Source organism: Kribbella kalugense (assembly GCF_004365875.1).
GTDB lineage: Bacteria > Actinomycetota > Actinomycetes > Propionibacteriales > Kribbellaceae > Kribbella > Kribbella kalugense.
In genome coordinates this window covers 847037-872258 of record NZ_SODF01000002.1, presented here as the reverse complement: position 1 = coordinate 872258, position 25222 = coordinate 847037, and the positions used below count along the sequence as shown (strand labels likewise).

The 25222-nt window shown below is 67.0% G+C and carries 22 protein-coding genes and 1 tRNA gene; 8 read left to right on the top strand and 15 right to left on the bottom strand.

The annotated features are described in order from the left end of the window. Positions 1–45 precede the first annotated feature (45 nt). The 4 genes from EV650_RS21835 (at position 46) to EV650_RS21820 (ending at position 3751) form a co-directional block, all read left to right on the top strand. Entirely contained in the window at positions 46–807 is a 762-nt protein-coding gene (locus tag EV650_RS21835; RefSeq protein WP_134120892.1) for a hypothetical protein, read from the top strand. Next, complete coding sequence (locus EV650_RS21830) at positions 804–1640, top strand: DUF4097 family beta strand repeat-containing protein (protein WP_134120891.1); 837 nt, start codon at positions 804–806, stop codon at positions 1638–1640. The genes EV650_RS21835 and EV650_RS21830 overlap by 4 nt, the downstream gene beginning before the upstream one ends. A 148-nt stretch (positions 1641–1788) precedes the next feature. Then, a complete protein-coding gene (locus tag EV650_RS21825; RefSeq protein WP_134120890.1) occupies positions 1789–2040 on the top strand; it encodes a hypothetical protein in 252 nt (83 codons plus the stop codon). Between the two features lie 193 nt (positions 2041–2233). Further along, positions 2234–3751, top strand: a complete 1518-nt coding sequence (locus EV650_RS21820; RefSeq protein WP_134120889.1) for a hypothetical protein — start codon at positions 2234–2236, stop codon at positions 3749–3751. Between the two features lie 47 nt (positions 3752–3798). On the opposite strand, the gene dcd is transcribed toward EV650_RS21820, so the two are convergent. Together dcd and EV650_RS21810 are read right to left on the bottom strand one after the other, a co-directional pair. Continuing rightward, a complete protein-coding gene (gene dcd, locus EV650_RS21815) occupies positions 3799–4374 on the bottom strand; it encodes a dCTP deaminase (RefSeq protein ID WP_134120888.1) in 576 nt (191 codons plus the stop codon). A 173-nt stretch (positions 4375–4547) separates the two neighbouring features. Then, positions 4548–4988, bottom strand: a complete 441-nt coding sequence (locus EV650_RS21810) for a MarR family winged helix-turn-helix transcriptional regulator (RefSeq protein WP_130442776.1) — start codon at positions 4986–4988, stop codon at positions 4548–4550. A gap of 346 nt (positions 4989–5334) precedes the next feature. Here EV650_RS21810 and EV650_RS21805 point away from each other — a divergent pair. Then, positions 5335–5408, top strand: a tRNA-Gly gene (locus EV650_RS21805). Between the two features lie 116 nt (positions 5409–5524). Here the strand turns inward: EV650_RS21805 and EV650_RS21800 are convergent. From EV650_RS21800 to EV650_RS21765, 8 genes are all read right to left on the bottom strand, one after another. After that, positions 5525–6238 carry an SDR family NAD(P)-dependent oxidoreductase gene (locus EV650_RS21800; protein ID WP_134120887.1) on the bottom strand — a complete coding sequence of 238 codons (714 nt, stop codon included), beginning with the start codon at positions 6236–6238 and terminating at the stop codon, positions 5525–5527. An 84-nt stretch (positions 6239–6322) separates the two neighbouring features. Next, the gene (locus EV650_RS21795; protein WP_202874800.1) at positions 6323–7174 is read right to left on the bottom strand and encodes a galactose-binding domain-containing protein; all 852 of its coding nucleotides are present in this window, start codon (positions 7172–7174) and stop codon (positions 6323–6325) included. After that, positions 7171–8712, bottom strand: a complete 1542-nt coding sequence (locus EV650_RS21790) for an alkaline phosphatase D family protein (RefSeq protein ID WP_238174366.1) — start codon at positions 8710–8712, stop codon at positions 7171–7173. Before EV650_RS21790 ends, EV650_RS21795 begins: the two co-directional genes overlap by 4 nt. Positions 8713–8838: 126 nt before the next feature. Further along, positions 8839–9621, bottom strand: coding sequence for an SCO4651 family lipoprotein (locus EV650_RS21785; protein WP_134120885.1), 783 nt, complete (start codon positions 9619–9621; stop codon positions 8839–8841). Between the two features lie 105 nt (positions 9622–9726). Beyond that, positions 9727–11871, bottom strand: a complete 2145-nt coding sequence (locus tag EV650_RS21780) for a (Fe-S)-binding protein (RefSeq protein ID WP_134120884.1) — start codon at positions 11869–11871, stop codon at positions 9727–9729. A gap of 81 nt (positions 11872–11952) precedes the next feature. Continuing rightward, positions 11953–12915, bottom strand: coding sequence for a DUF4097 family beta strand repeat-containing protein (locus EV650_RS21775; RefSeq protein WP_166678233.1), 963 nt, complete (start codon positions 12913–12915; stop codon positions 11953–11955). Positions 12916–12947: 32 nt separating this feature from the next. Continuing rightward, positions 12948–13880, bottom strand: coding sequence for a DUF4097 family beta strand repeat-containing protein (locus EV650_RS21770; protein WP_134120882.1), 933 nt, complete (start codon positions 13878–13880; stop codon positions 12948–12950). Between the two features lie 61 nt (positions 13881–13941). Beyond that, positions 13942–15393: a GAF domain-containing protein gene (locus tag EV650_RS21765; RefSeq protein ID WP_134120881.1), complete on the bottom strand. Its 1452-nt coding sequence runs from the start codon at positions 15391–15393 to the stop codon at positions 13942–13944. Between the two features lie 88 nt (positions 15394–15481). Between EV650_RS21765 and adh the strand changes: the two genes are divergently transcribed. Continuing rightward, positions 15482–17005 (top strand): aldehyde dehydrogenase, encoded by a 1524-nt coding sequence (adh, locus tag EV650_RS21760; protein ID WP_134120880.1) that lies wholly within the window; start codon positions 15482–15484, stop codon positions 17003–17005. Positions 17006–17007: 2 nt separating this feature from the next. Beyond that, positions 17008–17385: a DUF779 domain-containing protein gene (locus EV650_RS21755; protein WP_134120879.1), complete on the top strand. Its 378-nt coding sequence runs from the start codon at positions 17008–17010 to the stop codon at positions 17383–17385. 107 nt (positions 17386–17492) lie between these two features. Here EV650_RS21755 and EV650_RS21750 read toward each other — a convergent pair whose 3' ends face one another. The 5 genes from EV650_RS21750 to EV650_RS21730 form a co-directional block, all read right to left on the bottom strand. Beyond that, positions 17493–19967, bottom strand: a complete 2475-nt coding sequence (locus tag EV650_RS21750) for a GH116 family glycosyl hydrolase (RefSeq protein ID WP_134120878.1) — start codon at positions 19965–19967, stop codon at positions 17493–17495. Further along, entirely contained in the window at positions 19951–20580 is a 630-nt protein-coding gene (locus EV650_RS21745; RefSeq protein WP_134120877.1) for a hypothetical protein, read from the bottom strand. The genes EV650_RS21750 and EV650_RS21745 overlap by 17 nt, the downstream gene beginning before the upstream one ends. Continuing rightward, a complete protein-coding gene (locus tag EV650_RS21740; protein WP_134120876.1) occupies positions 20577–21389 on the bottom strand; it encodes a carbohydrate ABC transporter permease in 813 nt (270 codons plus the stop codon). The genes EV650_RS21745 and EV650_RS21740 overlap by 4 nt, the downstream gene beginning before the upstream one ends. Then, positions 21386–22141: a carbohydrate ABC transporter permease gene (locus EV650_RS21735; protein WP_238174365.1), complete on the bottom strand. Its 756-nt coding sequence runs from the start codon at positions 22139–22141 to the stop codon at positions 21386–21388. The genes EV650_RS21740 and EV650_RS21735 overlap by 4 nt, the downstream gene beginning before the upstream one ends. Before the next feature lie 107 nt (positions 22142–22248). After that, positions 22249–23547: an ABC transporter substrate-binding protein gene (locus EV650_RS21730; protein ID WP_134120874.1), complete on the bottom strand. Its 1299-nt coding sequence runs from the start codon at positions 23545–23547 to the stop codon at positions 22249–22251. Between the two features lie 331 nt (positions 23548–23878). Between EV650_RS21730 and EV650_RS21725 the strand changes: the two genes are divergently transcribed. Further along, entirely contained in the window at positions 23879–25093 is a 1215-nt protein-coding gene (locus EV650_RS21725) for a S53 family peptidase (protein ID WP_134120873.1), read from the top strand. Positions 25094–25222 lie beyond the last annotated feature (129 nt).

The following is a 25222-nucleotide window of genomic DNA, read 5'->3' as shown; positions in this document are numbered from 1 at the left end:
AGAAGGGGTTGACAGTGACGTCACGATGACGCCATGATTGCTGCCATGGAACTTGACCACTACCTCGAGTCGGTCCGGCGGAGCGTTGAGAACGCCACCGCCCTGGCCGACGAGCAGACTCGCTCCGTGGCTCAGCGCCTCGGGGCAACGCTGGATGACGCGGGCCGGCTGGCCCTCATCTCAGCCCTGTCCGACGCCGCCGGGGAGATCAGCCGCGAGCTGTCCCCGGGTTCGGTCGAGCTCCGGATGGCCGGCGGCCGTCCGCAGTTCGTGGTCACGCCGGCGCCCAGCCAGCTGACCGGTCCGGACGAGACCGACGACGACATCGACGAGGAGGCGTACGCCGAGGCTGCCGAGCAGCTCGTGCTGGACGCCGACGAGCCGACCGCACGGATCACGCTGCGGCTGCCGATGTCGATCAAGAACAAGGTGGACGAGGCCGCGAATGCCGAGGGCATCTCCTCGAACGCGTGGCTGATGCGCACCGTGATGACCGAGCTCAGCGACCGTGGCCGCCGTGGTGGCCCGCGTCCGCCCCGGCCGCCGCGCCCGCCGCGGGGTCCGGTGTTCGGTCCCGAAGGCCCGCTAGGCCCGAACGGACCGCTCGGCCCCGACGGAGTCTTCGGCCCGAACGGCGTGTTCGGCCCGAACGGACCCTTCGGTGACGAGGGTGTCTTCGGCTCGGACCGCGGCGGCAAGCGGGACCGTGACCGGCGGCGGGACGACCGCGACCGGCGGCGCGAGGACAAGGAACGGCGCAAGGGCGGACACGGACCGGGACAGCGAATGACGGGATGGGCAGAATGAGCGACCACAGCGCGACCCAGTTCATTGACGACGAGAACGACCGGATCGACCGGATCCGGATCGAGATCGGCTCCGGCCTGGTCGAGCTCGGATCCAACCCCGACGGCGAGGGCACCGTGGTCTCGATGGAGATCGACGGTGACGACACCGGCGTGATCTTCGAGGTCACCGACGGCGAGCTCGTCATCGAGAGCCCGCAGAACGTCCGCCGGGGCCCGGAGATCCAGGTCCGGATCGCGACCTCCGCGGTGCTCGACGCCCGGGTCAAGACCGGCTCGGGTGACATCGTGGCGGACGTGCCGCTCGGCTCGGCGCGGCTCGCGACCGGCTCCGGCGACGTCCGGCTGACCCGGGTCGAGCACGAGCTCGGCGTCAACACCGGCAGCGGTGACGTCAAGGTCGAGTCGGTGGCCGGCGCGGTCCGGGCCAGCACCGGCTCGGGCTCGATCGACATCGAGGAGGCCGGCGACGCGCTCGGCCTGAGCACCGGCTCCGGTGACGTCACGGTCGGCGACGTGGCCGGTCCCACCTCGGTCAAGGTCGGCTCGGGCGACATCACCATCGAGCGGATCCGCGACCACTCGGTCGCCACCTCCGGCTCCGGCGACGTCAAGGTCGAGATCGCCGACGCACCGAGCGTCCAGGCCGAGACGGCCCGCGGCGACGTACAGATCGGGGTCCCCGACGGACTCCCGACGTTCCTCGACCTGAAGACGGTCACCGGGCAGATCCGGTGCGACCTCGAGCCCAGCGAGAAGCCGGCCGAGGGGGAGCGGGCGCTGACACTGCGGGCCCGCACCGTCTCCGGCGACATCACCGTCGTCAAGGTCTGACCCCAGCAACACCGCACGCGTCGAAATCACGCGGTCGGGTTCGTTGGGTTGATGTAAGCGATCCACAGGTCCGCCGGCAGGGCGGGACCTAGGCGAAGCATTGCCGAAAACCACCAGCACACGGGGATTATCCGAGGGGAGCACGACCATGATCACCGAACACACCGAGGTTGCCAGGTACCAGGTCGCCGAGCAGTTGCGCGCCGCCGAGGCCCGCGCCCAGCGGCACGACCGCAAGGAGGAGACCCGCACCAGCCCGCGGGAAGGACTGGCCAGCGCGCTGCGCCGGCTGGCCGACCGGCTGGAGCCCGCCTCCCGGCGGCTGGCCGAGCCCGCGTCCCGGGTTCTCACCGAGCCGCAGGGGCGGCACCGCGGGACCGGGCTCTCGATCGTCCGATGAACGGCGTACCGATGAACGGCGCGACTGCCGCGCTCTGCAGCCTGTTGGAGCGTCTGGGCCTGATCAGCCGGGGGAGCTGAGGCCCAGATGCTTGCAGGTTGATGCAGTGTCTGTGGATAACTGCCGGGCGGACCCGTGCACACTGCTAGCGTTCAGTCGATCATTCTCGGTCGACCCTGGGGAGAAACCAACGATGTTGCGTCCGATGGTGGCAACCACAGCCGTCACCGCGGCCCTGATTCTGATCGCCGGTTGCGGCGGCAACGACAAGAAGTCCGAATCGGGCTCTGACAACAACGGCGGCGATTCCACCAGCTCGCCCACCCCGTCCGCCCCTAGCATCCCGTCCTTCGACCCGCCCAAGGCCTTCACCGCCGCCGCGGCGTTCCCAGTGACCAAGGTTCAGACGCGGAGCACCTACGACGAGGCCCAGCTGGGAATGGTCGGCCAGGTGGCCCTGATCGGCCACTACGACGGGCTGGTCGGCAACAACGTCGCCGACCCGAGCAAGTCCTGGGTGGTCAAGTCGACCGCGGCCGAGACCACGACGGTCAGCGACGTGACCGTGCCGACGGCGGTCAAGGTCGACGGCAAGGACGTCGCAGTGGTCGCGTATGCGGAGGCCGACAAGGGCAACGGCACCCAGAAGCCGCAGGGCCTGGTGCTGATCCAGTGGATCGACGTTGCGACCGGGCAGAAGGTCGCCGAGGTGTCCACGCCGGTGAGCACGGTGGAAGGGACCAGTACGCCGAACCTGACGAACGCGCAGGTCGACCCGGAGACCGGTCAGGTCGCGATCGGCGTCAGCGGCAACCTGACCGTCAAGACGGAGACGGCGACGGTGTACGCGGATCCCGCGACGAAGAAGTCCACGGTCGTGCCAGGCATCGAGCCGTCCGCCGTACACGACGGCGTGATCGCCGGCGCGAAGCCCGCGAGCCAGCAGAACGCCAATGACGCCAGTGTCGAGATCGTCGACGGTGCGAGCGGGAAGGTCACGAAGCAGATCCCGCTGAAGCAGGGCGAGCTCTCGCCTCTCGCCGGCGGTGCCAAGCACGGCTTCTTCTACGGCACGGTGTACTCGCCGACCGCCAACGGGGGCATGGGAACCGACATCGTTTCGCTCTACTCGGTCGATCTGTCGACCGGGGCCGTGGTGAAGTCGGCGCCCGGGCTGTCGGCGGACGACTCGGGTGGCTACGAATGCAGCTGGGACCAGGCGAGCTCGGTCGTCTGCGCCAGCACCCAGCCCAGTGGTCCGAAGGAGATCCTCGGGCTCGACGACACCACCGGCAAGAAGGCCTGGGGCTGGAACACCAATTCCGGGGGTCGCATCGTGCCCAACGTGACCGCGGCGTTCCACGGAGTCGTGTATGTGCAGACCGAGAAGCAGCCGGTGCTGCTGGATGCGAAGACCGGCCAGGACCTGCCGACCCCGACCCCGTCCGGTGGCCCGAGCTCGGGCAGCACCCCGTCGACCGGCGACACACCCTCGGACAGTGACTCCCCGACGTCCGGCGGCACTCCGTCGGACGGCGACTCCCCGTCTGACGGTCCCGGCGGCAGTTACCTGAGCGACTACAACGGCACGCAGGAGTCGCCCGCCGCGGTCTCGCCGTACGGCGGTGTCTACCGGCAGCTGCCGACGGGCGGCTACGGCAGCTCGATGGACATCGAGACGATCTGCGTCTACCTGCAGCCGGCCGCCTGACCCAGCTGAAACGACAAGGCCCCGGGATTCCCGGGGCCTTTCGTTTGTCAGATGTCGGTGCGGTGGAAGTTCATGTAGGAGCGCGACGGCGTCGGGCCGCGCTGGTCCTGGTACCGGGAGCCGTACTTCGCCGAGCCGTACGGGTTCTCGGCCGGGGAGGACAGCCGGAAGAAGCACAGCTGGCCGATCTTCATCCCGGGCCAGAGCTTGATCGGCAGCGTCGCGACGTTCGACAGCTCGAGCGTCACGTGGCCGGAGAAGCCGGGGTCGATGAAGCCGGCCGTCGAGTGGGTGAGCAGACCGAGCCGTCCCAGCGACGACTTGCCCTCGAGGCGGGCGGCGACGTCGTCGGGCAGGGTGACCAGCTCGTACGTCGATCCCAGGACGAACTCACCGGGATGCAGGATGAACGGTTCCTCGCCGTCCGGCTCGACCAGCCGGGTCAGATCCGGCTGTTCCTCGGCCGGGTCGATATGCGGGTACCGGTGGTTCTCGAAAACCCGGAAGAACCGGTCCAGCCGTACGTCGACACTCGACGGCTGCACCATCGCAGCATCGAACGGATCCAGCTGGACCCGTTTCGCGTCGAGCTCGGCCAAGATGTCACGGTCGGAGAGCAGCACGGTCGCACGTTAGCAGCGTGCTGCTCATCCGCACAGTTCCAGTGCGCTCGAGGCCCTGTTCCCAGCGGCTGGTGGCGAATCGTCCGGAGCCCTCAGCTCTCCGGCGGGACTGCACCACCAGGCCGTGGCGGGTGGTCTCGGCGGACCGAAACCCGGGCCTGAGGCAACTAACCTCAGTCGGACAGCTTGTTGAACTTCGACACCTGGGTGGCGAAGGTCTTGACCTGGGCCGGAGACCAGTCCTTGAGCAGGTCCTCGATCACCTTGTGCCGCTTCTTCCGGGCCGCCGTCAGCTTGCGCTTGCCGGCCGCGGTCAGAGTCAGCAGGGTCGCGCGCGCGTCCGACTTGTCGGCCGCCCGCTTCAGCAGGCCCTCCTCCTCCAGTCGCGCGCAGGCCCGGCTGACCGGACCCTTGTCCACCTCGAGCGCTGCCACCAGGTCGGCCATCCGCACCGGTGCCAGCTCTTCGACGTGGTTCAGCAACGCGTACTGCGCCGGCTCCAAGTCCGGGTGCGCCTCGTCGGACAGCGTCCGCTGCAGACCACGCAGCCGCCGTGCCAACGTGACGAGTTCCTTCTCGAGGTTGTCCACCGCGTCACTTGTGTCTGTTGCCACTGTTCACCCCTTCATCCAGTTGCCCCGCAACCATCTTGTCCGGTCCCTGCGAGGACCGCATCCTCACGTTGCGTCGAATGTTGCCCCCGGCAACGCGTTCTAATCTGCCAGAAGATGACGAACCTGCCCAGTCCTGAACGCGCCCTTTGTGGAAAACTGCCCAAGAACCCCCCGCGCAAACCGTCCACGCCCCTCTTTTCGATGCATCCGGCACCCAAACCCCTGACCCGGCAACAAGTCCCACACGCCGACGGACCCGTGCAGACCGGAACGGCGCGCCGGGCCCGTAGTGCGGGCGACCTGACCGATCAGATATGCTCTACTCCGCTGCCGGGAGACCGGCTCCGCGGGTGTAGTTCAATGGCAGAACATCAGCTTCCCAAGCTGACAGTGCGAGTTCGATTCTCGTCACCCGCTCCACGCCGAGGCCCCAGGTCATTTGTGATGACCTGGGGCCTCGTTGTGTTCCGTACGACGTGATCTTCATCAAACGGTTGATCGAGGCCGAATTGTTGCCTTGGTCAACCGTGCGGAGCTCAGGGGAGTGCCAGGGTCGCGAACTGGATTTCGAGGGACTTGGCTACTCCGTTGTGCCAGCCGTCGGCGATGGAGTCGGAGGTTGGGTCGGGGAAGATGTCTTCGTCGCCCTTTTCGACGGCGGTGAGGATGGCTTCGGCGACGTACTGCGGGGTGGCTTTCGGGATGTCGACCGGGGGTCCCATCGCGGTGTCGACGGGGCCGGGGAGTGCGGCGTACACGCTCACGCCTTTGCTCGCGAAGGCCGCGCGCAGTGATTGGGTGAGGGAGAACGCGGCGGCTTTGGAGATCGCGTAGGTCGGATCGAGTGGTACGGCAGCCAGGGCGGCCAGCGACCCGACGTTGATGATGGCTCCGCGGGCGCGGATCAGGGCCGGCAAGAACGCGTGCGTCACGTCGTAGGTGCCGAACAGGTTGACGGCGAGGTGCTGTTCGAGGGCGGCGCGATCGCTGAGGTCGGCGTACAGGCCGATGCCGGCGTTGTTGATCAGGATGTCGAGGGACTCGATGCTCTCGGCGGCCGCTCGAATCTGCTCGGCGTCTGTCACGTCGAGAGCGACCGAGATGACGCGGCTGTCCGGGTGCGCCATCGGCCGGCGCGTACCGGCGTACACCCGGGTGGCGCCCCGGCTCAAGACTTCCTCGACCAGCGCTTGCCCGATGCCACGGTTGGCTCCGGTGATCAGTACTGACTTTCCTTCGATGCTCGTCACGGAGACGGCGTCCTCTCTGCTGAGTTGACCAGTTGCCTGTAATGACCCCGACGGGTCCAGGAAGTGATCGGTCAGCAGCGAGATTCAGCTGCCGTAGACCTCTAGTTCGACGATGCGGGAGTAGGTGTGGTCGTTGCCGTCGAGGCAGAGGATGCGTACGGCGTCGGCCTGGACGGGGTCGAATGTCGACGTGACGTGGCCCGCGCTGTTGCCGCGGACCTGGGCGACGGTCTGCCAAGTCCCGCCGACCTTGGCCTGGACATCCCAGTCGCGGAGGCCGTTCGTCTTGGCGGGGTACTTCGCCGAGTCCAGGGTGTAGAGCTCGACCCGGTTGACGGTCGCGGGAGTAGAGAGAGCGACGTCGTACGTGTCGGGGAACACTGCCCGGGTGCCGTCGTTCCAGCCGGTCAGCGTGTCCCAGTGCTCGGAGTCCTTGTCGCCGTCGAGGGCGCCGCAGAGGGTGAAGTTGCCGTGGGTGGACGATGCCGTCGCCTGCTCGCCGAGTGCCAGGTTGTCGCCGGGGCCCTTCGGTGGCAGCGGGTTGACGGTCACCGGCACGGTCAGGCGCTTCCGGTCGACCTCGACGCCGATCTTGTAGGAGCCGGGCTTGGCGTCGCGCGGGACGCGGACCTCGACAGGTGCGGACACCGGCTGATCGGGATCGACGGCCGGCAGCCACGAGGAGAACAGGGTGCGCGACAGTTGCAGCGGACCGGTCGGGTCGAGCGTCAGGTCGGCGTACCGATCCTTGCTGCTGGTGTTGGTCATCGTCAGGTTCAGGGTGGCCGGGAAGCAGGGGAGGCCGACCACGCTGAGCTGCTCCGGCGCGACGCTGACCGCCACGTCGGAGGTTGCCTTAGGCACCGAACTCGAGCCGAGCAGCGCGGCCGCCAGCACCGTGCCGGCTGCGATGACGGTCTGCCTGGGGATCTTCATTCCTGGACCTCCGAGATGCCGGGGCGGCCGTCCTCGACGAGGAGCTTGGCGCGGGTACTCACGGTGCCGTTCTTGACCGACACCTTGTCGACGACGCGGTAGTCCGAGACCCACCGCTGCGGCGTGATCGTGCAGCTGACGTAGCCGCGCTGGAAGTTGCCGAACTTGATGTGCGGGTTCTCGTTCAGCAGCGTCTGGCCGCCGGGATCGAGGTCCATGCCGTCGATCCCGGACGAGATCGACGTACCGACGAACTCGGCGCCGACCGTCGCGGACGCCGGGTCGGTGAAGTCGAGCTTCAGGTCCGACGCGACGCTGCGGTGCAGGTCGCCGGCGATCGCCACCAGGTTGCGGACCTTCCGCTGGGCCGCGCCACCGAGGATCCGGTTCCGCGACGCCTCGTACCCGTCCCAGGTGTCCATCGGGACCAGCACTTCCGGCCCGTCCTTCGTGTCCAGCCGGGCGATCGCGGTCTGGTTGGCCAGCACGTTCCACCGCGTCTGCGACGCCGCGAAGCCGTCGAGCAGCCACTTCTCCTGCGCGTCCCCGGTAATCGTGCGCGTCGGGTCCGCGGTCTCCGGCCCGGGTGCCTTCGTCCCGTCGCCGTACGCCTGGTCCGAGCGGTACTGACGCGTGTCGAGCACGTTGAACTCCGCAAGCCGTCCGTACCGGATCCGCCGGTAGAGCTGCATGTCCGGCCCCTTGGGCAACTGCGCGAACCGCAGCGGCATGTGTTCCCAGTACGCGCGGAACGCGTTGGCGCGACGTACCAGGAACTGCGCCGGCGGCGCGCTCGGGTGGGCCTCGTCGGCCCAGTTGTCGACCACCTCGTGGTCGTCGAGCGTCACGATCCACGGCGCGACCGCATGGGCGTGCTGCAGGTCCGGGTCCAGCTTGTACTGCGAGTACCGCAGCCGGTACTCGTCCAGCGTGACGGTCTGCTGGGTGTTGATGATCTCCTTCGAATCCGGCCGGATCCCGCGGTCGATGCCGAACTCGTAGATGTAGTCACCGAGGAAGAAGACGACATCGTGGTCCCGCTTCGCCATGTCGGCGTACGCGGTATACCAGCCTTCCCAGATCGCCTGGCAGGACGCGAACGCCAGCGAAAGCTCGCTCAACTGTGTGTCGGCCGTCGGTGCCGTCTTCGTCCGCCCGACGGGGCTGAGGTGACCGTTCACGCGGAAGCGGTACCAGTAGTGCCGCCAAGGACGCAGCCCGCGTACGTCGACGTGCACGGAGTGGCTCGCCTCCGGCCCGGCCTTCACCGACCCGTGGCGAACGACCCGGCGGAACTGCTCGTCCTCCGCGACCTGCCACTCGACCTCGACCGGCCGGCGATCCATCCCGCCGAACGGCGCCAGCGGATCCGGCGCGAGCCTGGTCCAGATCACGACCGCGTCCGGCAGCGGGTCGCCGGACGCGACCCCGAGGGTGAACGGGTCGCGCCGATCCGGCCGGCCGGTCCAGCCCGCCGCCGCGGTCTCGATCTCGGGGAGACTGCCGGTCAGCGCGAGCGCCGCCGCCGCTCCGGTCACTGTGAGAAAGCTTCGTCGACTGCTCAACATCGGCACCAGCCCACCCGATCATCCAGAGGTGATCACATCCGTAACGGGAGATTACGAGAAGTTCACACGATCGGGTGAGATGTGACCGATTCCGGCCTACTTCACGATCTTGCTCGCCGGCGGCGCGGTGATGTGCACCGGCTTGTTGTAGTCGGTCATCGTCATCAGCATCGAGACGCCGACCAGGTCGAAGGACATCCGCCGGACCAGGTGCGACTTGTCCATCCACAAGCTGTAGGTCAGCGTCTTGGGTGCACCGGCCGGGAGTTTCTTGTGCTGCAGGGCCAGGGCCTTGGCAGTGTCGACGGTGACGTCGTAGCGGTCCAGCGCCTGACCGCCGACGGTTTCCGCGCCGACGAACTTCACCGTGCCGAGGTTCGAGCCGAACGACTTGAAGATCGTGGTCGGGTCACTGCTGTCGATGAGCTGGCCGAGGTCACCGTCGGATGCCTTGATCCGCACGAACTTGCCGCCCGGCGTCGTCCCCGGGATCGACACGTAGGCGACGTTCTTGATCTGGATCATCTTCGCGGTCTTGCCACCGAAGGCCGCCCCGGCCATCACCATCGACATCGCGTTCGGCTTGGCGGTCTGGAAGCCATCCATGGTCATCAGCGTGCTGCCGTTGGCCGTCACCTTGCCGACGATGTGCCACGACTTCTGCTTGGTCAGCGCCGCGTTCATCGCCGGCACGAACGTGACCCGGTTCAGCCGGGCGACCTTCTCGAGCGGTACGGCGGTCTTGCTGACGACCGCCGTCGGCGTCTCGGCCGGGACCGACGGGCGGTACCCGGTCGCTTCGGGCTGGCCGCCGCAGGCCGTCAGGCCGAGAGCTAGTGGTACGGCGGCAAGCGTGGCCACCGCAGCGCGGTACTTCATGGACTTTGTCCTCCCCAGGTGATGCGCAGCCGTCGGATCTTATGGTCTGGACCACCCGGGGAGGAAGAGTCCTTGCAGCTTCTTGCAGAATCCTGTGACTTGAGCTCAGCTGCGCTTGACGGAGGCAAGCAGCAGTTGGGCGACGTCCTGGACCTCGACCGATTCACGAGCCGAGCCGTCGGCCTGCTTCGCGGTCAGGCCGTCGGACAGCATGACGCGGCAGAACGGGCAGCCGGTGGCGATCTTGTCGGCTCCGGTCTCGACCGCCTCGGTGGTGCGGTTCAGGTTGATCCGGGTGCCGAGCTTCTCCTCCATCCACATCCGCGCACCGCCGGCGCCGCAGCAGAACGACTTCGTCTGGTTCCGCGGCATCTCGGCGTACTCCGCGCCCGGGATGATGTCGAGCAGTTCGCGCGGGGCGTCGTACACCTGGTTGTGGCGGCCGAGGTAGCACGGGTCGTGGTACGTGATCTTCTGGCCGTTGAGTGAGCTGTCGGCCGGCGCGACCGGGGTCAGCTTGCCCTCGCGGACCAGGCGGTTCAGCAGCTGGGTGTGGTGGATGACGTCGAGCTCGACGCCGAGCTGGGAGTACTCGTTCTTCAAGGTGTTGAAGCAGTGCGCGCAGGTGGAGACGACCTTCTTCGCGCCGGTCTCCTTGAAGACCTCGGCGTTCTGCATCGCGAGCTGCTGGAAGACGAACTCGTTGCCGGCCCGCCGGGCTGGATCACCCGTGCAGGTCTCGCCATCACCCAGTACGGCGAAGCTGACGCCGGCGATGTTTAGCAGTTCGGCGACAGCCTGCGTGGTCTTCTTCGCCCGGTCCTCGTAGGCACCGGCGCAACCGACCCAGAACAGGTATTCGACCTCGGCCAGCGTCTCGACGTCCGTGCCGACCTGCTTGACCTCGAACGGCAGGTCCTTGGCCCAGTCCATCCGGCCGGACGGATTCATGTTCCACGGATTGCCCTTGTTTTCCAGGCCTTTGAACAGTCCGTTGAGCTCCGACGGGAACGACGACTCGATCAGCACCTGGTACCGGCGCATGTCCATGATCGCGTCGACGTGCTCGATGTCGACCGGGCACTGCTGCACACACGCACCACACGACGTGCAGGCCCACAACGCCTCCTCGTCGATCACCGCGACATCCGCGGGACCGACCAACGGCTTGTCCTGCTCGTCGAGCACCAGCTGGGACAACGACTTGCGGTCGTCCTCAGCAGCCAGCAGGTACGGCGCCTTCGCATAAGCGTGCTCGCGCAGCCCCATCATGATCAGCTTCGGCGACAACGGCTTGTCCGTGTTCCAGGCCGGGCACTGCGACTGGCAACGACCGCACTCGGTGCAGGTGGTGAAGTCGAGCAGACCCTTCCAGGTGAAGTCCTCGACCTTGCCGACGCCGAGCGCCGCGTCCTCGTCGAGCTCCTCGATGTTCTCGAAATCGATCGGCTCGCCCTTGACCATGATCGGCTGCAACGCGCCAAGCGCCGTACCGCCGTCGGCCTTGCGCTTGAACCAGATGTTCGGCCACGCGGTGAACCGGTGCCAGGCCACGCCCATCGTGGCGTTCAGCGAGATCGTGATCATCCACGCGAACGAGATCAGGATCTTGATCATCGCGACCAGGTAGACCGCGTTCTCCAGCCCGTGCTCGCTCAGGCCGCCGAAAAGTCCGGTGCCGATGAAGAACGTCATCGGGAAGTGGAACTTGTCACCGTCGCCGAGCTGATACTCGAGTCCGCGCAGCAACAGGATGCAGATCAGTACGCCGAGAATCGTGTACTCGACGTAGTACGCCTGCCAGGAGGTCGAACCGTAGAAGCGGCTGTACCGGCCCTCCGGACCCTTGGGCAGATTGCGCAACCGGATCGCCATCAGCCCGAGGATCGACACCAGGCCGGTCCAGCTGAGCGCCTCGCTCACCCACTCGAACACGAACCAGTGCCCGATCACCGGCAGCGCCCAGTGCGGGTCGAACAGCTGGCCGAACGCCGTCACCAGCGTCAGGAACAAGCCGATGAACCCGAATGCGACGAACCAGTGCATCACCCCGATGTGGCTCCACTGCAGCATCCGGGTGTGGCCGAGAGTCTCCTTGGCCAGGGTGGCGGTCCGCTTGCCCGGGTTGTCGGTCCGGGCCGTCGGCTGACCGAGCTTGATGACGGACACGATGTGCCCGATCGTCTTGCCGAACAGCGCGACGGCGACCAGTGTCACCGCGAGCGAGACGACGATGGCGAGGATCTGCATACCAGCGATGTTATTGGTTGGTTACTCGTCAGTCATGTCCTTGCGGTCATCATCACGCCTGCGTGTTGCGTGTCACCGTCCTCAGCACTCGATCGCTGCGCGGCGTTCGCCGGCGCGAGTTGCCGCCGCCCCGGCGGCAGCACTCCCGCCGGCGGCCCCACCACCGGCGGCTTGGCCGGCCCCGAGACCGGACGCGGCGGCACTCGGCGGTCGGTGCTGGTTCACCTCGAGGAAGCCTTCCGACAGCGTCGGTCGCACCGGGCCGCGGATGTCGCTGGCCTGGATCTTGACGTCGGGCGGAGCTGTGTATTCGACCGTGATGTCGACGACCCCGGTCGGAGAACTGAACTGATGGTTCTTCCCGCCGGTGACCGTCGCCGTGATCCGCCCACTCTGGCTGCGCACGTCGGTGCCGTCGCTGCTGGTGGAGTCGATCTCGACGTCGCCGTCCTTGGTCTTGACGGCGAGAGAAATGATGGCGTGTTCGACCCGGACCTTGCCGCCGGTGGTCTGTACGTCCAGCGCGCCGACCTCGCCGATCGTCACATGATCGCGATCCGGCGCGACGTCGCCTTCGGTGCGTACGACGGCCTCGTCCGCGAAGCCGACGTGGACCGGGCCTGAGACTGTCTTCACGTAGGCCTTGACGGCATCCTCGACCCGCACCTCGCCGGTCGTCGTTTCGATCATCGCATCAGCGAGTGGCGCCTCGCCTGAGGTCTCTACGTCGGCTTCGTCGGTATGGGCGTCCAGTGTCGAGCCTGGTGGGAGCTCGGCCCAGACGTCCACCCGCCATCCGTCTCTCGAGTTCACGCCCGGCGCTTCGATGTCCACGGTCAGCCGACGGTCCTCCTCGTCCCAGGTCAGCTTCCCGTCGGCGATCGCCTGCGCCGCCACGCCTTCGCTGTCCGTGGTCATCACCCGGACGGACGCCACCTTGCAGTCGGGGTTGACGTTGACGTACACCGCGCCGTACCGATCGTGCAGGAGCGCCTCGAGCAGGACAGCGCCTTCGGTTTCGGCGGATATGTTCCGTTCGACCATTCCTCGAGAGTAGGAAGCGTGGAGGTCATTCCTCAGCGTTCGATGGTGCCGTTCGGACGCCATTTAGAAGGTGACACTGCCGCCGGGCCCGCTGCAACTCCGGCGCCAGTGCTTTGGGTCGCGGCGGCTCCGGCTGCGGCGCCACCGGTCGAGGCGGGGTACGGGCGATTGTCTTCGACCTGGGCCTGGCCGCGGGGGTCGATGGCCTGGACCCGCACTCCGTCGAGTGGTGCCGACCGCTCGATGGTGACGCGGACGGGCGCCGTCGCCGACGTGATCCTGTGGTCGCCGGGGCCGGTCACGGTGGCGGTGATCTGCCCGCCCTGGCTCTGCAGTTTGCTGTCGCCGCCAAGGTTGTCGGCCTTGATGGAGCCCTCGCCTGTGGTCACTTCCAGCCGGCTAGCGGCGTAGCCGACGTGGACGTCGCCTGCCCCGGTCTGGACCTTGGCCGCGTCGGCTCGGTCGATTCGCACCCGGACCTCGTCCGGAATCCCCTCGGCGCCCAGGGAGGTCGCGTCGACCGTGGCGGCCGAACCGACGTAGATGGATCCCGTCTCGGTCACGGCGGTGGCCGAGCCGGCGGCGAGGATCCGGACCTGGCCGGATTTGGTGTCAGCGTGGGCGTCGTCGAGGCTCCCGGCTCCCAGCATGGTGATATCGGCACTGTCGGTCTGGACCACCGCCGAGCTGCCCGGTGGGACCGTCGCCCGGACCTCCACGAGGCCGCCCGACTTCCGGTCGGTGTACGGCGACTTGATCCGGAGCCCGAGTCCGTCGGGGGTCGAGCTGACGTCGGCATTGTCGACCGCATCAGCCGTCGGGCCTTCTGCGTCGAGTGTCGTCGCGCGGATCGTGGCCTGCCTGCAGATCGGGTCGGCGTCGACGTACACGATGCCGGGACAGTCCAGTTGCACGCTCAGAATGATGCGTCCGCCGGCCGCCGCCTTGAAGTTCTGCTCGGTCATGGCTCTCCTCGCTCGGCGTCAGGTCCTGACAGAGCGTAGGGAGATCGAAGGTCACGCGGACCTAGTCCACCAGGCGGTCGAGGCGGGCGGCGACGGCGGCGCGGCGTGGATCGTGGGCCGGCAGGTCCGCGTCCAGGGACTCGAAGATCTCCAGGTCTTCGGCGCCGGTCGCGGTCTGGGCGAATCGCCACAGCAGTTCGGGATCGGCGGAGTCGATCGCCGCGCGGCGCAGCGTCGCGTCGAGCTCATCGCGCTCGGCTCGCAGGGCCGGGGCGTCGGACCTGGCCAGCAAAGGACCGTTGTAGAGGTCGAGGGCCGCGAGCAGTTGTCCGTTGCCGAGTGCCGTCTGGACGTCGGTGACGTCGCCGGTGACGTCGGCGATGATTCGGTACGGCTTGGTGTCGAGCACCCCGCCACCGAGCAGGTTCCGCAGGCGATGCATCTCCGAGCGGACCGTGGTCGGATTGCCCTCGTCGCCGTACAGCTGCAGCATCAACTGCTCGGCGGTGAGCCCGGACGGATGTAGAAGAAGGAGTGCGAGTACTTCGGCCCGCCGTAACGTCAGCGCGATCTCGCGGCCGCCGACGACCGCGATCGGTTGACCGGCGCCGAGCAGCTTGAGGCGCAGTGACGGTCGCGACCGGCGGACCGCCGTACCGGGGATGCGGAGCAGGTAGCCCTCGTCGAGTGGCTCGAGCAGACCTTCGCGGCCGTCGCCGAGGTCGATGCGGTCGGCGCCGTCCGGGACTATCAGGCGGTCGGGCAGCCACTCGAGCGGTTGTACGGCGAGCACGCGGCCGCTCGGGGTCAGCAACGCACCGGGTGCGTCGCCGAGCGCCATCAGGTGCCGCATGTTGCGGGCACGCAGCATCTCGTCGGCCGCGGCCATCCGGACTCTCAGCTGGCCCTCAGCCAACTGGGCAGCCGCGGTCACCAACGCGACCATCGCGGGGTGGACCGTGCGGAGCGGACCGGAGACGTCGACCGCGCCGATCAGCTTGCCGGTGTCGGGATCGTGCACCGGCGCGGCGGCACAGGTCCATTCGTGAATCCGGCGTACCAGGTGCTCGGCCGAGTAGATCTGCACCGGCTTCCCGACCGCGAGCGACGTACCCATGCCGTTGGTGCCGATCTGGTCCTCGGACCACACCGCGCCTTCGGACAAAGCGATCCGGTCGGCCTGCCGCTTCACGTCGGCGGCGCCTTCACGCCACAGGATCATCCCCTGGGCGTCGGTGATGATCATGATGTGCGACGCCTCGTCGGCGATCGTGGTCAGCGTCTGCCGCAGCACCGGCAGGACGGCCTGCAGCGGGTGGTTCGCCCGGATCGCCTCGAGTACTTCGGCGTCGACGACCACCGGCGGCGCGTCCAGCTCGGGATCGACCGCGGCCGCGAGGGAGCGCTCCCAGGAGGCGGTGATCAGCGGGCGCGGCACACCCGGCACCCGGCCTCCGCCGAGCACCTCGTCGTACAACTCGCTCAACCGGCGGGCCTGATCCTGTGCGTCCATGCCGCCTCACTCCACGTTGCAACGTCCGTGCAACGTCCATCCTCCTACGTTCGGTCCAACGTCAGGTTTCCGATCTGAAGGAGGACCTATGACGATCTTCGCAGCTCCCGGGCAGGATGGCAGCCCGGTCGCGTTCAAATCACGCTACGACCACTACATCGGCGGCGAATGGGTTCCGCCGGTCAAAGGCGGGTACTTCGAGAATCCCACTCCCGTCACTGGTGAGAACTTCACCGAGATCGCTCGCGGTACGGCGGAAGATGTCGAAGCCGCCCTGGATGCCGCGCATGGTGCGGCGCCGGGCTGGGGACGTACGTCGCCGGCCGAGCGCGCCAACATCCTGAACAAGATCGCCGACCGGATCGAGGCCAACCTCGAGCTGCTCGCGGTCGCCGAAGCCTGGGACAACGGCAAGGCCGTCCGCGAGACGCTCGCTGCCGACATGCCGCTGGCGATCGACCACTTCCGCTACTTCGCCGGTGCGCTGCGGGCCCAGGAGGGCTCGGTATCGGTGATCGACGACGACACGATCGCCTACCACTTCCACGAGCCGCTCGGCGTGGTCGGGCAGATCATCCCGTGGAACTTCCCGATCCTGATGGCGGTCTGGAAGCTGGCGCCCGCGCTGGCGGCCGGCAATGCCGTCGTACTGAAGCCGGCCGAGCAGACTCCGGCGTCGATCCACGTGCTGATGGAGCTGATCCAGGACCTGCTCCCGCCCGGCGTACTGAACATCGTCAACGGGTTCGGCGTCGAGGCCGGCAAACCGCTTGCCTCAAGCAACAGAGTTGCCAAGATCGCGTTCACTGGTGAGACCACGACCGGGCGACTGATCATGCAGTACGCGTCGGAGAACATCATCCCGGTCACGCTGGAGCTCGGCGGCAAGAGCCCGAACGTGTTCTTCGCCGACGTCGCGTCGTCGAAGGACGACTTCTACGACAAGGCGCTCGAGGGCTTCACGATGTTCGCGCTGAACCAGGGCGAGGTCTGCACGTGTCCGTCGCGGGCGCTGATCCAGTCGTCCATCTACGACAGCTTCCTGTCCGACGCGACCGCGCGGACGCAGGCGATCAAGATGGGCAACCCGCTCGACACCGACACGATGATGGGCGCCCAGGCCAGCAACGACCAGTACGAGAAGATCCTCGCCTACATCGACATCGGTCAGGCCGAGGGCGCGAAGGTGATCACCGGCGGCGCGAAGGCGGAGCTCGACGGCGACCTCGCGGGTGGCTACTACATCCAGCCGACGATCTTCGAGGGCGACAACAAGATGCGGATCTTCCAGGAGGAGATCTTCGGGCCGGTCGTCTCCGTGACGAAGTTCGACGACTACGCCGACGCGATGAAGATCGCCAACGACACCCTCTACGGCCTCGGGGCCGGGGTCTGGTCGCGGGACATCAACACGGCGTACCGGGCCGGGCGGGAGATCCAGGCCGGCCGGGTCTGGACGAACAACTACCACTCCTACCCCGCGCACGCGGCGTTCGGTGGCTACAAGAACTCCGGCATCGGCCGGGAGAACCACAAGATGATGCTGGACCACTACCAGCAGACCAAGAACCTGCTGGTCAGCTACAGCCCGTCGAAGCTGGGGTTCTTCTGACGGTGGCCGCCAAGGTAATGCTCACCGACGAGGCGGCGGACCTGCTCCGCCGTCTCACCGGCATGCACGGTCCGCTGATGTTCCACCAGTCCGGTGGCTGCTGCGACGGTAGTTCGCCGATGTGCTTCCCGGACGGGGAATTCAAAACGGGGTCGGCGGACGTGCATCTCGGTGATCTCGCGGTGGATGGAGTGGACAAGCCGATCGGTTTCTGGATGTCCGCGAACCAGTACGAGTACTGGAAGCACACCCAGCTGACGGTCGACGTGGTGAAGGGCCGTGGCAGCGGCTTCTCGGTGGAGGCCCCCGAGGGCGTCCGCTTCCTGATCAGGTCGAGATTGTTCACCGACCAGGAGTCCGCCGACCTGGGACTCCTCTGAGCGAGCGCCGACCGTCCGGCGGCGTTGCCGGACGGCCGGCGCTCTTCCCTGCCCGAACGACAAAACGGCCCCCCGAAGAGGTCCAGGGCATGCAGTTGACGTAAGGCTCACGCAGTTGGGATGACCAACGGGGTTCCGGGGTGGATGGGGGTGTTGATGGTGTGGGTGGTGCCGTCGACTTGGATGGTTTGGAGGTCTAGGTGGCCGGACTTGCAGGTGAGGGTTAGGGAGTCGGCGGTTTGGGTGGCTATGGCCCAGCCGGTGTTGGTGGTGAAGGGGAATTGCCAGGTCGGGCCTGAGCGGGCAAGGGGGAGTGGGGCGAAGGTGGCTGATTTGGTTAGGGCGTTGTGGGTGTAGCCGGTTAGGGCTTCTAGGGTTGACCAGCCGGCGGCGTTGCGGATGTAGTGGTCGCCGCATTCGATGGGGTTGAAGGGGTTGCGGCGGGTGCCGTCGTAGCGGGTCCAGAGTCCTTGGAGGATGGACATACCTTCGTCGGTGAGGCCTTCGTAGAGGCAGTGGGCGGCTACCTGGTACTCCGAGCCGGTCCAGACCTCGTCGCAGTACCGGGTGGGTACGTCGGGGCGTCCGCCGTGCGGCCAGGTACACATAAGGAGGCCCGTGTCGTCTCCGTCGGCGAAGACGCGGTACGGGTGCTCGAAGTCGTGGAAGCCGGTCCGCAGGTTGTGCCGTACGACGTTCTGCAGCGCCGTACGCACGTGGTCCGCCGGAAGGATGTAGCCGAGGTCGAGCTGATGCGCCCACCACTGCCCGATCAGCTGGTCGGCGAGGCAGCCATCACCCCACTGGAAGTCCCTGGTTTCGTCAGGCGACAGGATCTGCCGGTAGTACTCGCCGGTGAACAGCAACTCGTCGTACGCCTTGCTACCAGCCTCAAACAGCTTCCGGTACGCCGTCCCGTCCTCACCGAGCAGCTGCGCCATCTCCTCGGCGGCACGCAACGCGGCCAACCACAGCGTGCCCATGAATGAGTTGACCCCACACAGGTCGATGTCGTGCGTACTGGGCTGGATGCCACGCAGTACGCCGTCCTGCAGCCACTTGCCGTGGATGTGGTCGAGCAACCGGACCACCTGAGGCCAGCGTCGCTCCAGCCACTCCTGTCCGGCACCCTGCCGTACCTCTCTATATGTCTTCAGCACCGTCCCGAGCATCCCGTCCAGCGCCGGCTCTTCCGGACCGCCGATCACCACGTCCCACAGCTGCTTCATATACAGCGGTGCGCGCACCCGGTGCGGGATGTACCCCTCCGGTGCCTGCATTACGTCGTACTCCGTGTCCCGCATGTTCCGCTCCAGCGACGGGAACAGCCGGGACAGCGTCTGCTCGTAGTTCCACACGTGAGTGCAGTTGAGCGGACACGACCCGCCGTACCGCCCGCCCCACATCACCGTCGACGCGCCGAGCACACCCTCGAACCCCAGTACGTCGTCATCCGCCGTCTGGAAGACAGTCGGACTACGTACGTCGGCCACGAGCGCAGCGAGCCGTGATCCGGCCTCCCCGGGCAGACTGCTCGACTCGAACGCCTCAGCCCAGGACAACGTCAACTCCTGCAGCGAGGACCAGCGGGCGATGAACGACTCGGCCGCGGCGACAGCGTCCGGCGTACGACGGGTGTACGCATTACCCAGCCAGAAGCGACTATGGCCGTACTCCGGATGTGGGCCGAACTGATTGAAGTCGACATATCGGTTCGGGAAATGCCACGCGATCAGGAACCGCACCTGCGCCGACTCACCAGGACCCAAGCTGAACGGGACAGCCAGCCCACCGTTCCAGGTCGACCCAGGTGCACTCGCGCCACTCACTGCAGTCACCGGACCGTTGAGGAAGGCAACAAACTCGTCGGGCCGAGACCACTGGGCGTGTGTCAACGCGCCGACGCCATCAGTGGTGAGCACGAGCTGACCCGCGCCAGGGTGGTCCTCGGACAATCCCGCGTTCTCACACACCACTGCAGTCCACCCGTCCGACCGACGGACGCGATTCGTGTTGCCGCCGTACTGACTACACCTGACGCCGTCGATCGGGGTGACGCCGTCCCAGCCAACCGAGTTCTGCAACGCAGCCGCGAGCTTGCCGTGCAGGGCGATCTCACCGGGGTTGTGCAGCGTGAAGGTGAAGGCCACAACGGGCTGCGAGCTCGCAGCGGCGTCGGACGGCACCAACGGATTGAAGACATCGAGGCTGACAGCCAGCGGCAGATCCGTCGCGTAGTCGACGTGCGCGCCCGGGTACGTCGCCGTGATGGTCGGCTCGCCGATCGGTGCGAGCAGTGAGTGCAACTCTGATTCGCCAGGTGGAACCAAGTCGTCGGTGACGAGCGGAGTGCGGGACGGCTCCTGCGGAGGTCCTTGTAGTAAACGGATCTCGTCCAGCGGCGGCTCGACGCGCGACAGCCGGAGCGCGAAGAAGCTGTCCGGCACGTGACCGTCGTGATTGCCGACGTTGTGCAGTTGCCACTGGCGCAGCGCCCCGTTGCCGGCCAGCGCGACCGTGCCGGTCCCAACTCCGCCGAGCGGCAACGCGAAGTGTCGAAGTTTGTCACCGGTGTAACGCATATTTCTCCGTCCATGTACCAGCGGAAGCGAACAACGCGACCGGACCCGGGGCGAGTAGAAGCAAGGAAGCCGTCACGGAAGTGCCGAGGAGTAGTGACACAACAACTAGTGCCAATACGCCGAGGGGAACGAGTGGTGCACGTGCAACTAGTTGCAATGCGGCTAGCCAGAGCGTCTTGCCGCGAAGCCCGGCGGTCACGCGGAGGCTGAATGCGAAGCAGGAGGCAAGCAAGACAAGCACGCTCGCGCAACCACTGACGGCCAATGGGATCGCGAAGACAGGCCCGGCGTACAGCTGCCAGTTGAGCAGTGCCAGCGCGGTGATTACGGCCGGCAGGCAGGCGACCTCGAGCCCCGGCAGAGCGTGGCGCTTGAGGTTCCGCAGCAGGAGCAGGACGCCGCCGCGATCATCCCGCACGATCGAGTCGGTTGTGGCGACCACGGCTGCCCACGCTGGTCCCACCAGCGCGGCGCCGAGAAGGACGCTGACCGGCGACAGGCCAGGGGAGAAGAGGACGACCATAAAAGAGGCCACGCAGACCAAGACACCTGCGGCGACGAGGAAGGGCAATTCGTGCCACAAAGCCTTGAAAGCAGCAGGTAAGTAGGTCATGCGCGCAGACCCGTCGATGCGATCGAGGCGATAAACGAGCGCTGGAAGATCAGGAACAGCACCAGGATCGGCAGCACAACCAGCGTGATCGCCGCGAACAGTACGACGGCCGGACCGCCGCCCATCGCGCCCTGCAGCGACACCAGGCCGACCGGCAGCGTCATCTTCTCCGGCGACGACAGGAAGATGTACGGCCAGAAGAAGTTGTTCCACGACGCCTCGAACACGAAGATCCCCAACGCGGTCAGCCCCGGCCGGGCCAGCGGCAGGATCACCCGGAACAGGATCCAGAAGTGCCCGGCGCCGTCCATGATCGCCGCCTCGTCCAGCTCCCGCGGGATCGACGAGATGTACTGCCGCAGAAAGAAGATCCCGAACACGTTGACCAGCGCCGGCAGCCAGATCGCCACCGTCGAGTCCACTAGATGCAGCCAGCGCATCATGATGAAGATCGGCACCACCGTCAGCTGCACCGGTACGACGAGCGCCGCGAGCAGCACCGAGAAGATCTGATCGCGTCCCGGGAACCGCAGCCGGTTGAACGCGTATGCCGCCAGCGCACTGGTGAACAGCGCGCCGGCCGTCGTGAGGACCGCGATCTGCAGACTGTTCCAGGCCATCCGCGCGAACGGGATCAGGTCCGGCACCTGCTGGAAGTTCTGCAACGTCGGCGGTCGGGGGATCCACTGCGGTGGCAGCTGGAACGCGTTGATCGGCTCGGACAACGCGGTCACGATCAGCCAGACCAACGGCGCGATCATCAGCAGCCCGCTGAGCACCAGCACGAGGTCGAGCAGCTTGCCCTTCATTGGTGCACCCACCGTCGACCAAGCCGGAACTGCAGACCGGTGACGATCATGATCACGACGAACAGGACCAGTGACAGCGCGGCGGCGTACCCGACCTCGAAGGACTGGAAGCCCTTCTCATACGTGTACTGCACGATGCTGCGGGTCGCGCCGTCCGGACCGCCCTGGGTCATGATCACCATCGGATCGAAGATCTGGAACGCGCCGATGAACGTGATCACGGTCGCGAAGAAGATCGTCGGCGACATCACCGGCAGCGTCACGCTCCAGAACCGCCACCACGCGTTAGCGCCGTCCACTCGGGCGGCCTCGTGCAGTTGCGCCGGCACGGTCTGCAGCCCGGCCAGCAAGATGATGAACGTGTACCCGATCGTGTGCCACCAGTCGACCACGATCAGCGTCGGCAGCGCCCACGTCGGCGACGCCAGCCAGTTCGTCGTCGACGAGAGGTAGTAGTTCGCCAACCCGAAAGCTGGATCGAGAACGTACTTCCAGATCAGCGCGACCGCCGCCCACGAGACCAAGAAGGGAAAGAAGAACGCCGTCCTGACGAAGTACTTCGTTCCGCGAGTCATCGTCCGGTGGACGCCGAGGGCGAGCAGCATGCCAAGCCCGATGTGTGTGACCACCGACGCGAGCGCGAAGACGAAGGTGTTGACGACCGCGCGGATCGTCGCGCGGTCGCTCACCAGCTGCTTGAAGTTGTCCAGGCCGGCGAACTCCGGCGTACTCAGCAGATCCCAGTGGAACAAGCTGAGTCCGAAGGCCGCGACCAGCGGGCCGGCGACGAAGATGACGAAGAGCAGGACGGCAGGACTGATGAAGACGTAGCCCGGTAGCCAGTCCCTCCGCTGCGGTTTCAGACCAACCCCTCCAAAGCGGTCTGGGCCTTGCCGAGCGCGTCGGCCGGCGCGGCGTTGCCGGTCAGCACCTGCTTCCAGCCGTCCTCGATCGCCTTCTGGATCGCGGCGCCCTTGTCCGGCGACGGGATCGGGGTCGCGTAGCTGAGCGCCTGGTACAGGTACTCCGTCCCCTTCGGCGCGTCCTCGAGGAAGGACTGGCTGTTCGCGACCGACTTACGCGCCGGGACGATGGTGCCGCCGAGCTGGGCGAAGAACGACGAGCCTTCCTTGGAGATCAGGAACTTGATGAACGTCCAGGCGTCGTCCTTCTTCTTCGACGCCTTCAGGATCGGGTACCCGTTCCAGCCGACCGGTGAGCCCTGCTGCACCTTGACCGGCCACGGCACGATCCCCATCTTCGCGGTGGCCTTCAGGTTCCGGATGCTGATGATCGGCCAGCGACCGCCGCCGAACATCGCCAGCTTGCCCTGCGCGGCCGCGGTCGTCGCGTCGAACGTGCCACCGGGCGGCGGCGACAGCTTGTCCGCGACCAGCTTCCGGTTGAAGTCGGCGGCCTCGATCACGCGAGGGTCGTCGTACGTCGGCTTCGACCAGTCGTCGCTGAAGCTGCTGGTCCCGTTCGTCAACAGCCACGGCATGATCGCCGCGAAGTACTCCGGGCCGGCGGCGTACCCGAAGGCCCCGGTCTTGGCCTTGATCTGCTCGCACGCGTGCCGGAAGTCGTCCCAGGTCCACTTCGGCGTCGGCTCGGGTACGCCGGCCTTCGCGAACAGGTCCTTCGAGTACCACATGCACATGGTGTTGAACTCGCCCGGCAGGTAGTACGTCTTGCCGTCGGTGGAGGCGTACTTCTTGTCCCACTCGACCAGGTTCGGGTCCATGTCGGCGTAGTACTCGTCGATCGTCGACTTGTCCTTGGTGATGTAGTCGTCGAGCGGCGCGAGCAGGCCCTTGGACGCGAACAGCCGCTGGCCCTCGGTCGCGATCTGGATGACGTCCGGCACCTGGCCGCCGGCGATCCGGGTGGAGAGCTTGTTGAAGAAGTCGCCCCAGTTCGACAGCGGGATGCCCTCGGCCTTGAGCTTGATCTCCGGGTGCTGCTCGGTGAACTTGGCGAACAGCTTGTTCCAGGTCGCCTGCTGCTCGGCCGTCCCCATGTAGACGAACGACAGCTCCTTCGACGACGACCCGCCGCCACTTCCGCCGCCTCCGCCACACGCGGCCAGCGCGGCGGCGAGCGCCGTACCGCCGGTCGCCTGGAGCAGGTGGCGCCGACTGAGCAGGGGCTGATCCATGGTCGGACCTCCAGGCAGGGAAATCGATTTCTCGCAGGTTCCGGCAGCATAGTCCCGGCTGGCCAAACGGTGTCAAGGGCGGAGCCCCGGGAAAGTTCAGGGGGAAACCTTCACCGGTTCGGGCACCCTCCGTGAGCCCGTGATTACGCGGAAATTCGGCCCCGATCGGGGCGGCTGTCATGGGTCCACCTATGACATTTGTCAGGGGGGCGATCGCTGGCATCGGCCTGCTCGGCCGACGGACGATGCGAACACCCCCCAATTAATGCTGGCCTCCGCCCCGGCCATCAGGGTTTTGTGAGCGGAGGCCTGCCCAACTCGAGGAGTCCAGTTGAGGCAACGGATTCTCGTGTCCGCCCTGGGTGTCGGCGCACTAGCCGTCGCAGGACTGACCGTCCAAACACTGACCGCAACCGGGGCCGACGCGGCCCAAAGCCCTTCCTACACAGCCGGTAAGCACGCCGCCCGCGTCTGCTCGACCGCGAAGGCCAAGCACACGGCGAGTTGCGACGCAGTGAAACTCGTGAACGCAGACGGGCTCGCACCGAAGGCCAGCGCGCCGCCGTCGACCGGCCTGACCCCCACCGGTCTGCGGGACGCCTACAAGCTCAACGGCCTCAGCGCCGGCGGCCGCACGGTCGCCATCGTCGACGCCAACGGCTACCCGAACCTGGAGCGCGACCTCGGCGTCTACCGCTCCCAGTTCGGCCTGTCCGCGTGCACGAAGGCCAACGGCTGCCTGAAGGTCATCAACCAGACCGGCGGTACGACGCTGCCGACGTTCGACGTCGGCTGGGCCGGTGAGCAGGCGCTCGACGTCGACGCGGTCTCGGCCGCGGCGCCGGACGCGAAGATCGTGGTCGTGCAGGCCAACTCGGCCAGCTTCGCCGACCTCGGTACCGCGGTCCAGACGGCGGCCAAGCAGGCCGGCGTGGTCGCGATCTCGAACAGCTACGGCGGCGGCGACGCCGACGACGCGACCTACGGCGCGTACTACAACCACCCGGGTATCGCGGTCACCGCATCCACCGGTGACGACGGTTACCAGGGCGGCAGCTACCCGGCCTCGTCGTCGTACACGACGGCCGTCGGCGGTACGTCGTTGGTTGCCGCCAGCAACTCTCGGGGCTGGAGCGAGACCGTGTGGAGCGGAGCCGGTTCGGGCTGCTCGTCGTACAACACGGCGCTGCCGGGTGCCGCGTCGTTCAGCACCGGCTGCTCGAAGCGGGCGATGGCGGACGTGTCCGCGGCCGCCGACCCGGGCAAGGGCGGGATGGCGATCTACTACCCGACCAGCAAGACCGCGTCGACCTGGGCGCAGTTCGGCGGGACGAGTGAGGCCGCGCCGATCATCGCGTCGGTCTACGCGCTGTCGGGCAACACCAGCGGGTACGCGAACTCGTTCCCGTACGCCCACCCGGGCTCGCTGTTCGACGTGACCAGCGGCAGCAACGGCTCCTGCCCCACGACCCAGTGGTGCAACGCCCGGACCGGCTGGGACGGCCCGACCGGCCTCGGTACTCCGAACGGCGCCGGCGCCTTCTGATTCGGCACCAGGAGCGACCGGGTAGTGGCTACGTGCAACCACCCGGTCGCTCCTAGTACTGTTCCGGACACGAAGGACAACCCTCAACTCCACGCCATTCCGGCGATTTCTCTTCCCCGGACGCATCCG

Excerpts from the sequence above, each read along its gene's own strand:
- EV650_RS21770 (WP_134120882.1), bottom strand. The coding sequence starts at position 13,880 with ATGACCGAGCAGAACTTCAAGGCGGCGGCCGGCGGACGCATCATTCTG.
- EV650_RS21730 (WP_134120874.1), bottom strand. The coding sequence starts at position 23,547 with ATGGATCAGCCCCTGCTCAGTCGGCGCCACCTGCTCCAGGCGACCGGC.
- EV650_RS21795 (WP_202874800.1), bottom strand. The coding sequence starts at position 7,174 with ATGAAGATCCCCAGGCAGACCGTCATCGCAGCCGGCACGGTGCTGGCG.
- EV650_RS21745 (WP_134120877.1), bottom strand. The coding sequence starts at position 20,580 with ATGACCTACTTACCTGCTGCTTTCAAGGCTTTGTGGCACGAATTGCCC.
- EV650_RS21785 (WP_134120885.1), bottom strand. The coding sequence starts at position 9,621 with ATGAAGTACCGCGCTGCGGTGGCCACGCTTGCCGCCGTACCACTAGCT.
- adh (WP_134120880.1), top strand. The coding sequence starts at position 15,482 with ATGACGATCTTCGCAGCTCCCGGGCAGGATGGCAGCCCGGTCGCGTTC.
- EV650_RS21740 (WP_134120876.1), bottom strand. The coding sequence starts at position 21,389 with ATGAAGGGCAAGCTGCTCGACCTCGTGCTGGTGCTCAGCGGGCTGCTG.
- EV650_RS21820 (WP_134120889.1), top strand. The coding sequence starts at position 2,234 with ATGTTGCGTCCGATGGTGGCAACCACAGCCGTCACCGCGGCCCTGATT.
- EV650_RS21825 (WP_134120890.1), top strand. The coding sequence starts at position 1,789 with ATGATCACCGAACACACCGAGGTTGCCAGGTACCAGGTCGCCGAGCAG.
- EV650_RS21835 (WP_134120892.1), top strand. The coding sequence starts at position 46 with ATGGAACTTGACCACTACCTCGAGTCGGTCCGGCGGAGCGTTGAGAAC.
- EV650_RS21775 (WP_166678233.1), bottom strand. The coding sequence starts at position 12,915 with ATGGTCGAACGGAACATATCCGCCGAAACCGAAGGCGCTGTCCTGCTC.
- EV650_RS21765 (WP_134120881.1), bottom strand. The coding sequence starts at position 15,393 with ATGGACGCACAGGATCAGGCCCGCCGGTTGAGCGAGTTGTACGACGAG.
- EV650_RS21750 (WP_134120878.1), bottom strand. The coding sequence starts at position 19,967 with ATGCGTTACACCGGTGACAAACTTCGACACTTCGCGTTGCCGCTCGGC.
- EV650_RS21830 (WP_134120891.1), top strand. The coding sequence starts at position 804 with ATGAGCGACCACAGCGCGACCCAGTTCATTGACGACGAGAACGACCGG.
- EV650_RS21780 (WP_134120884.1), bottom strand. The coding sequence starts at position 11,871 with ATGCAGATCCTCGCCATCGTCGTCTCGCTCGCGGTGACACTGGTCGCC.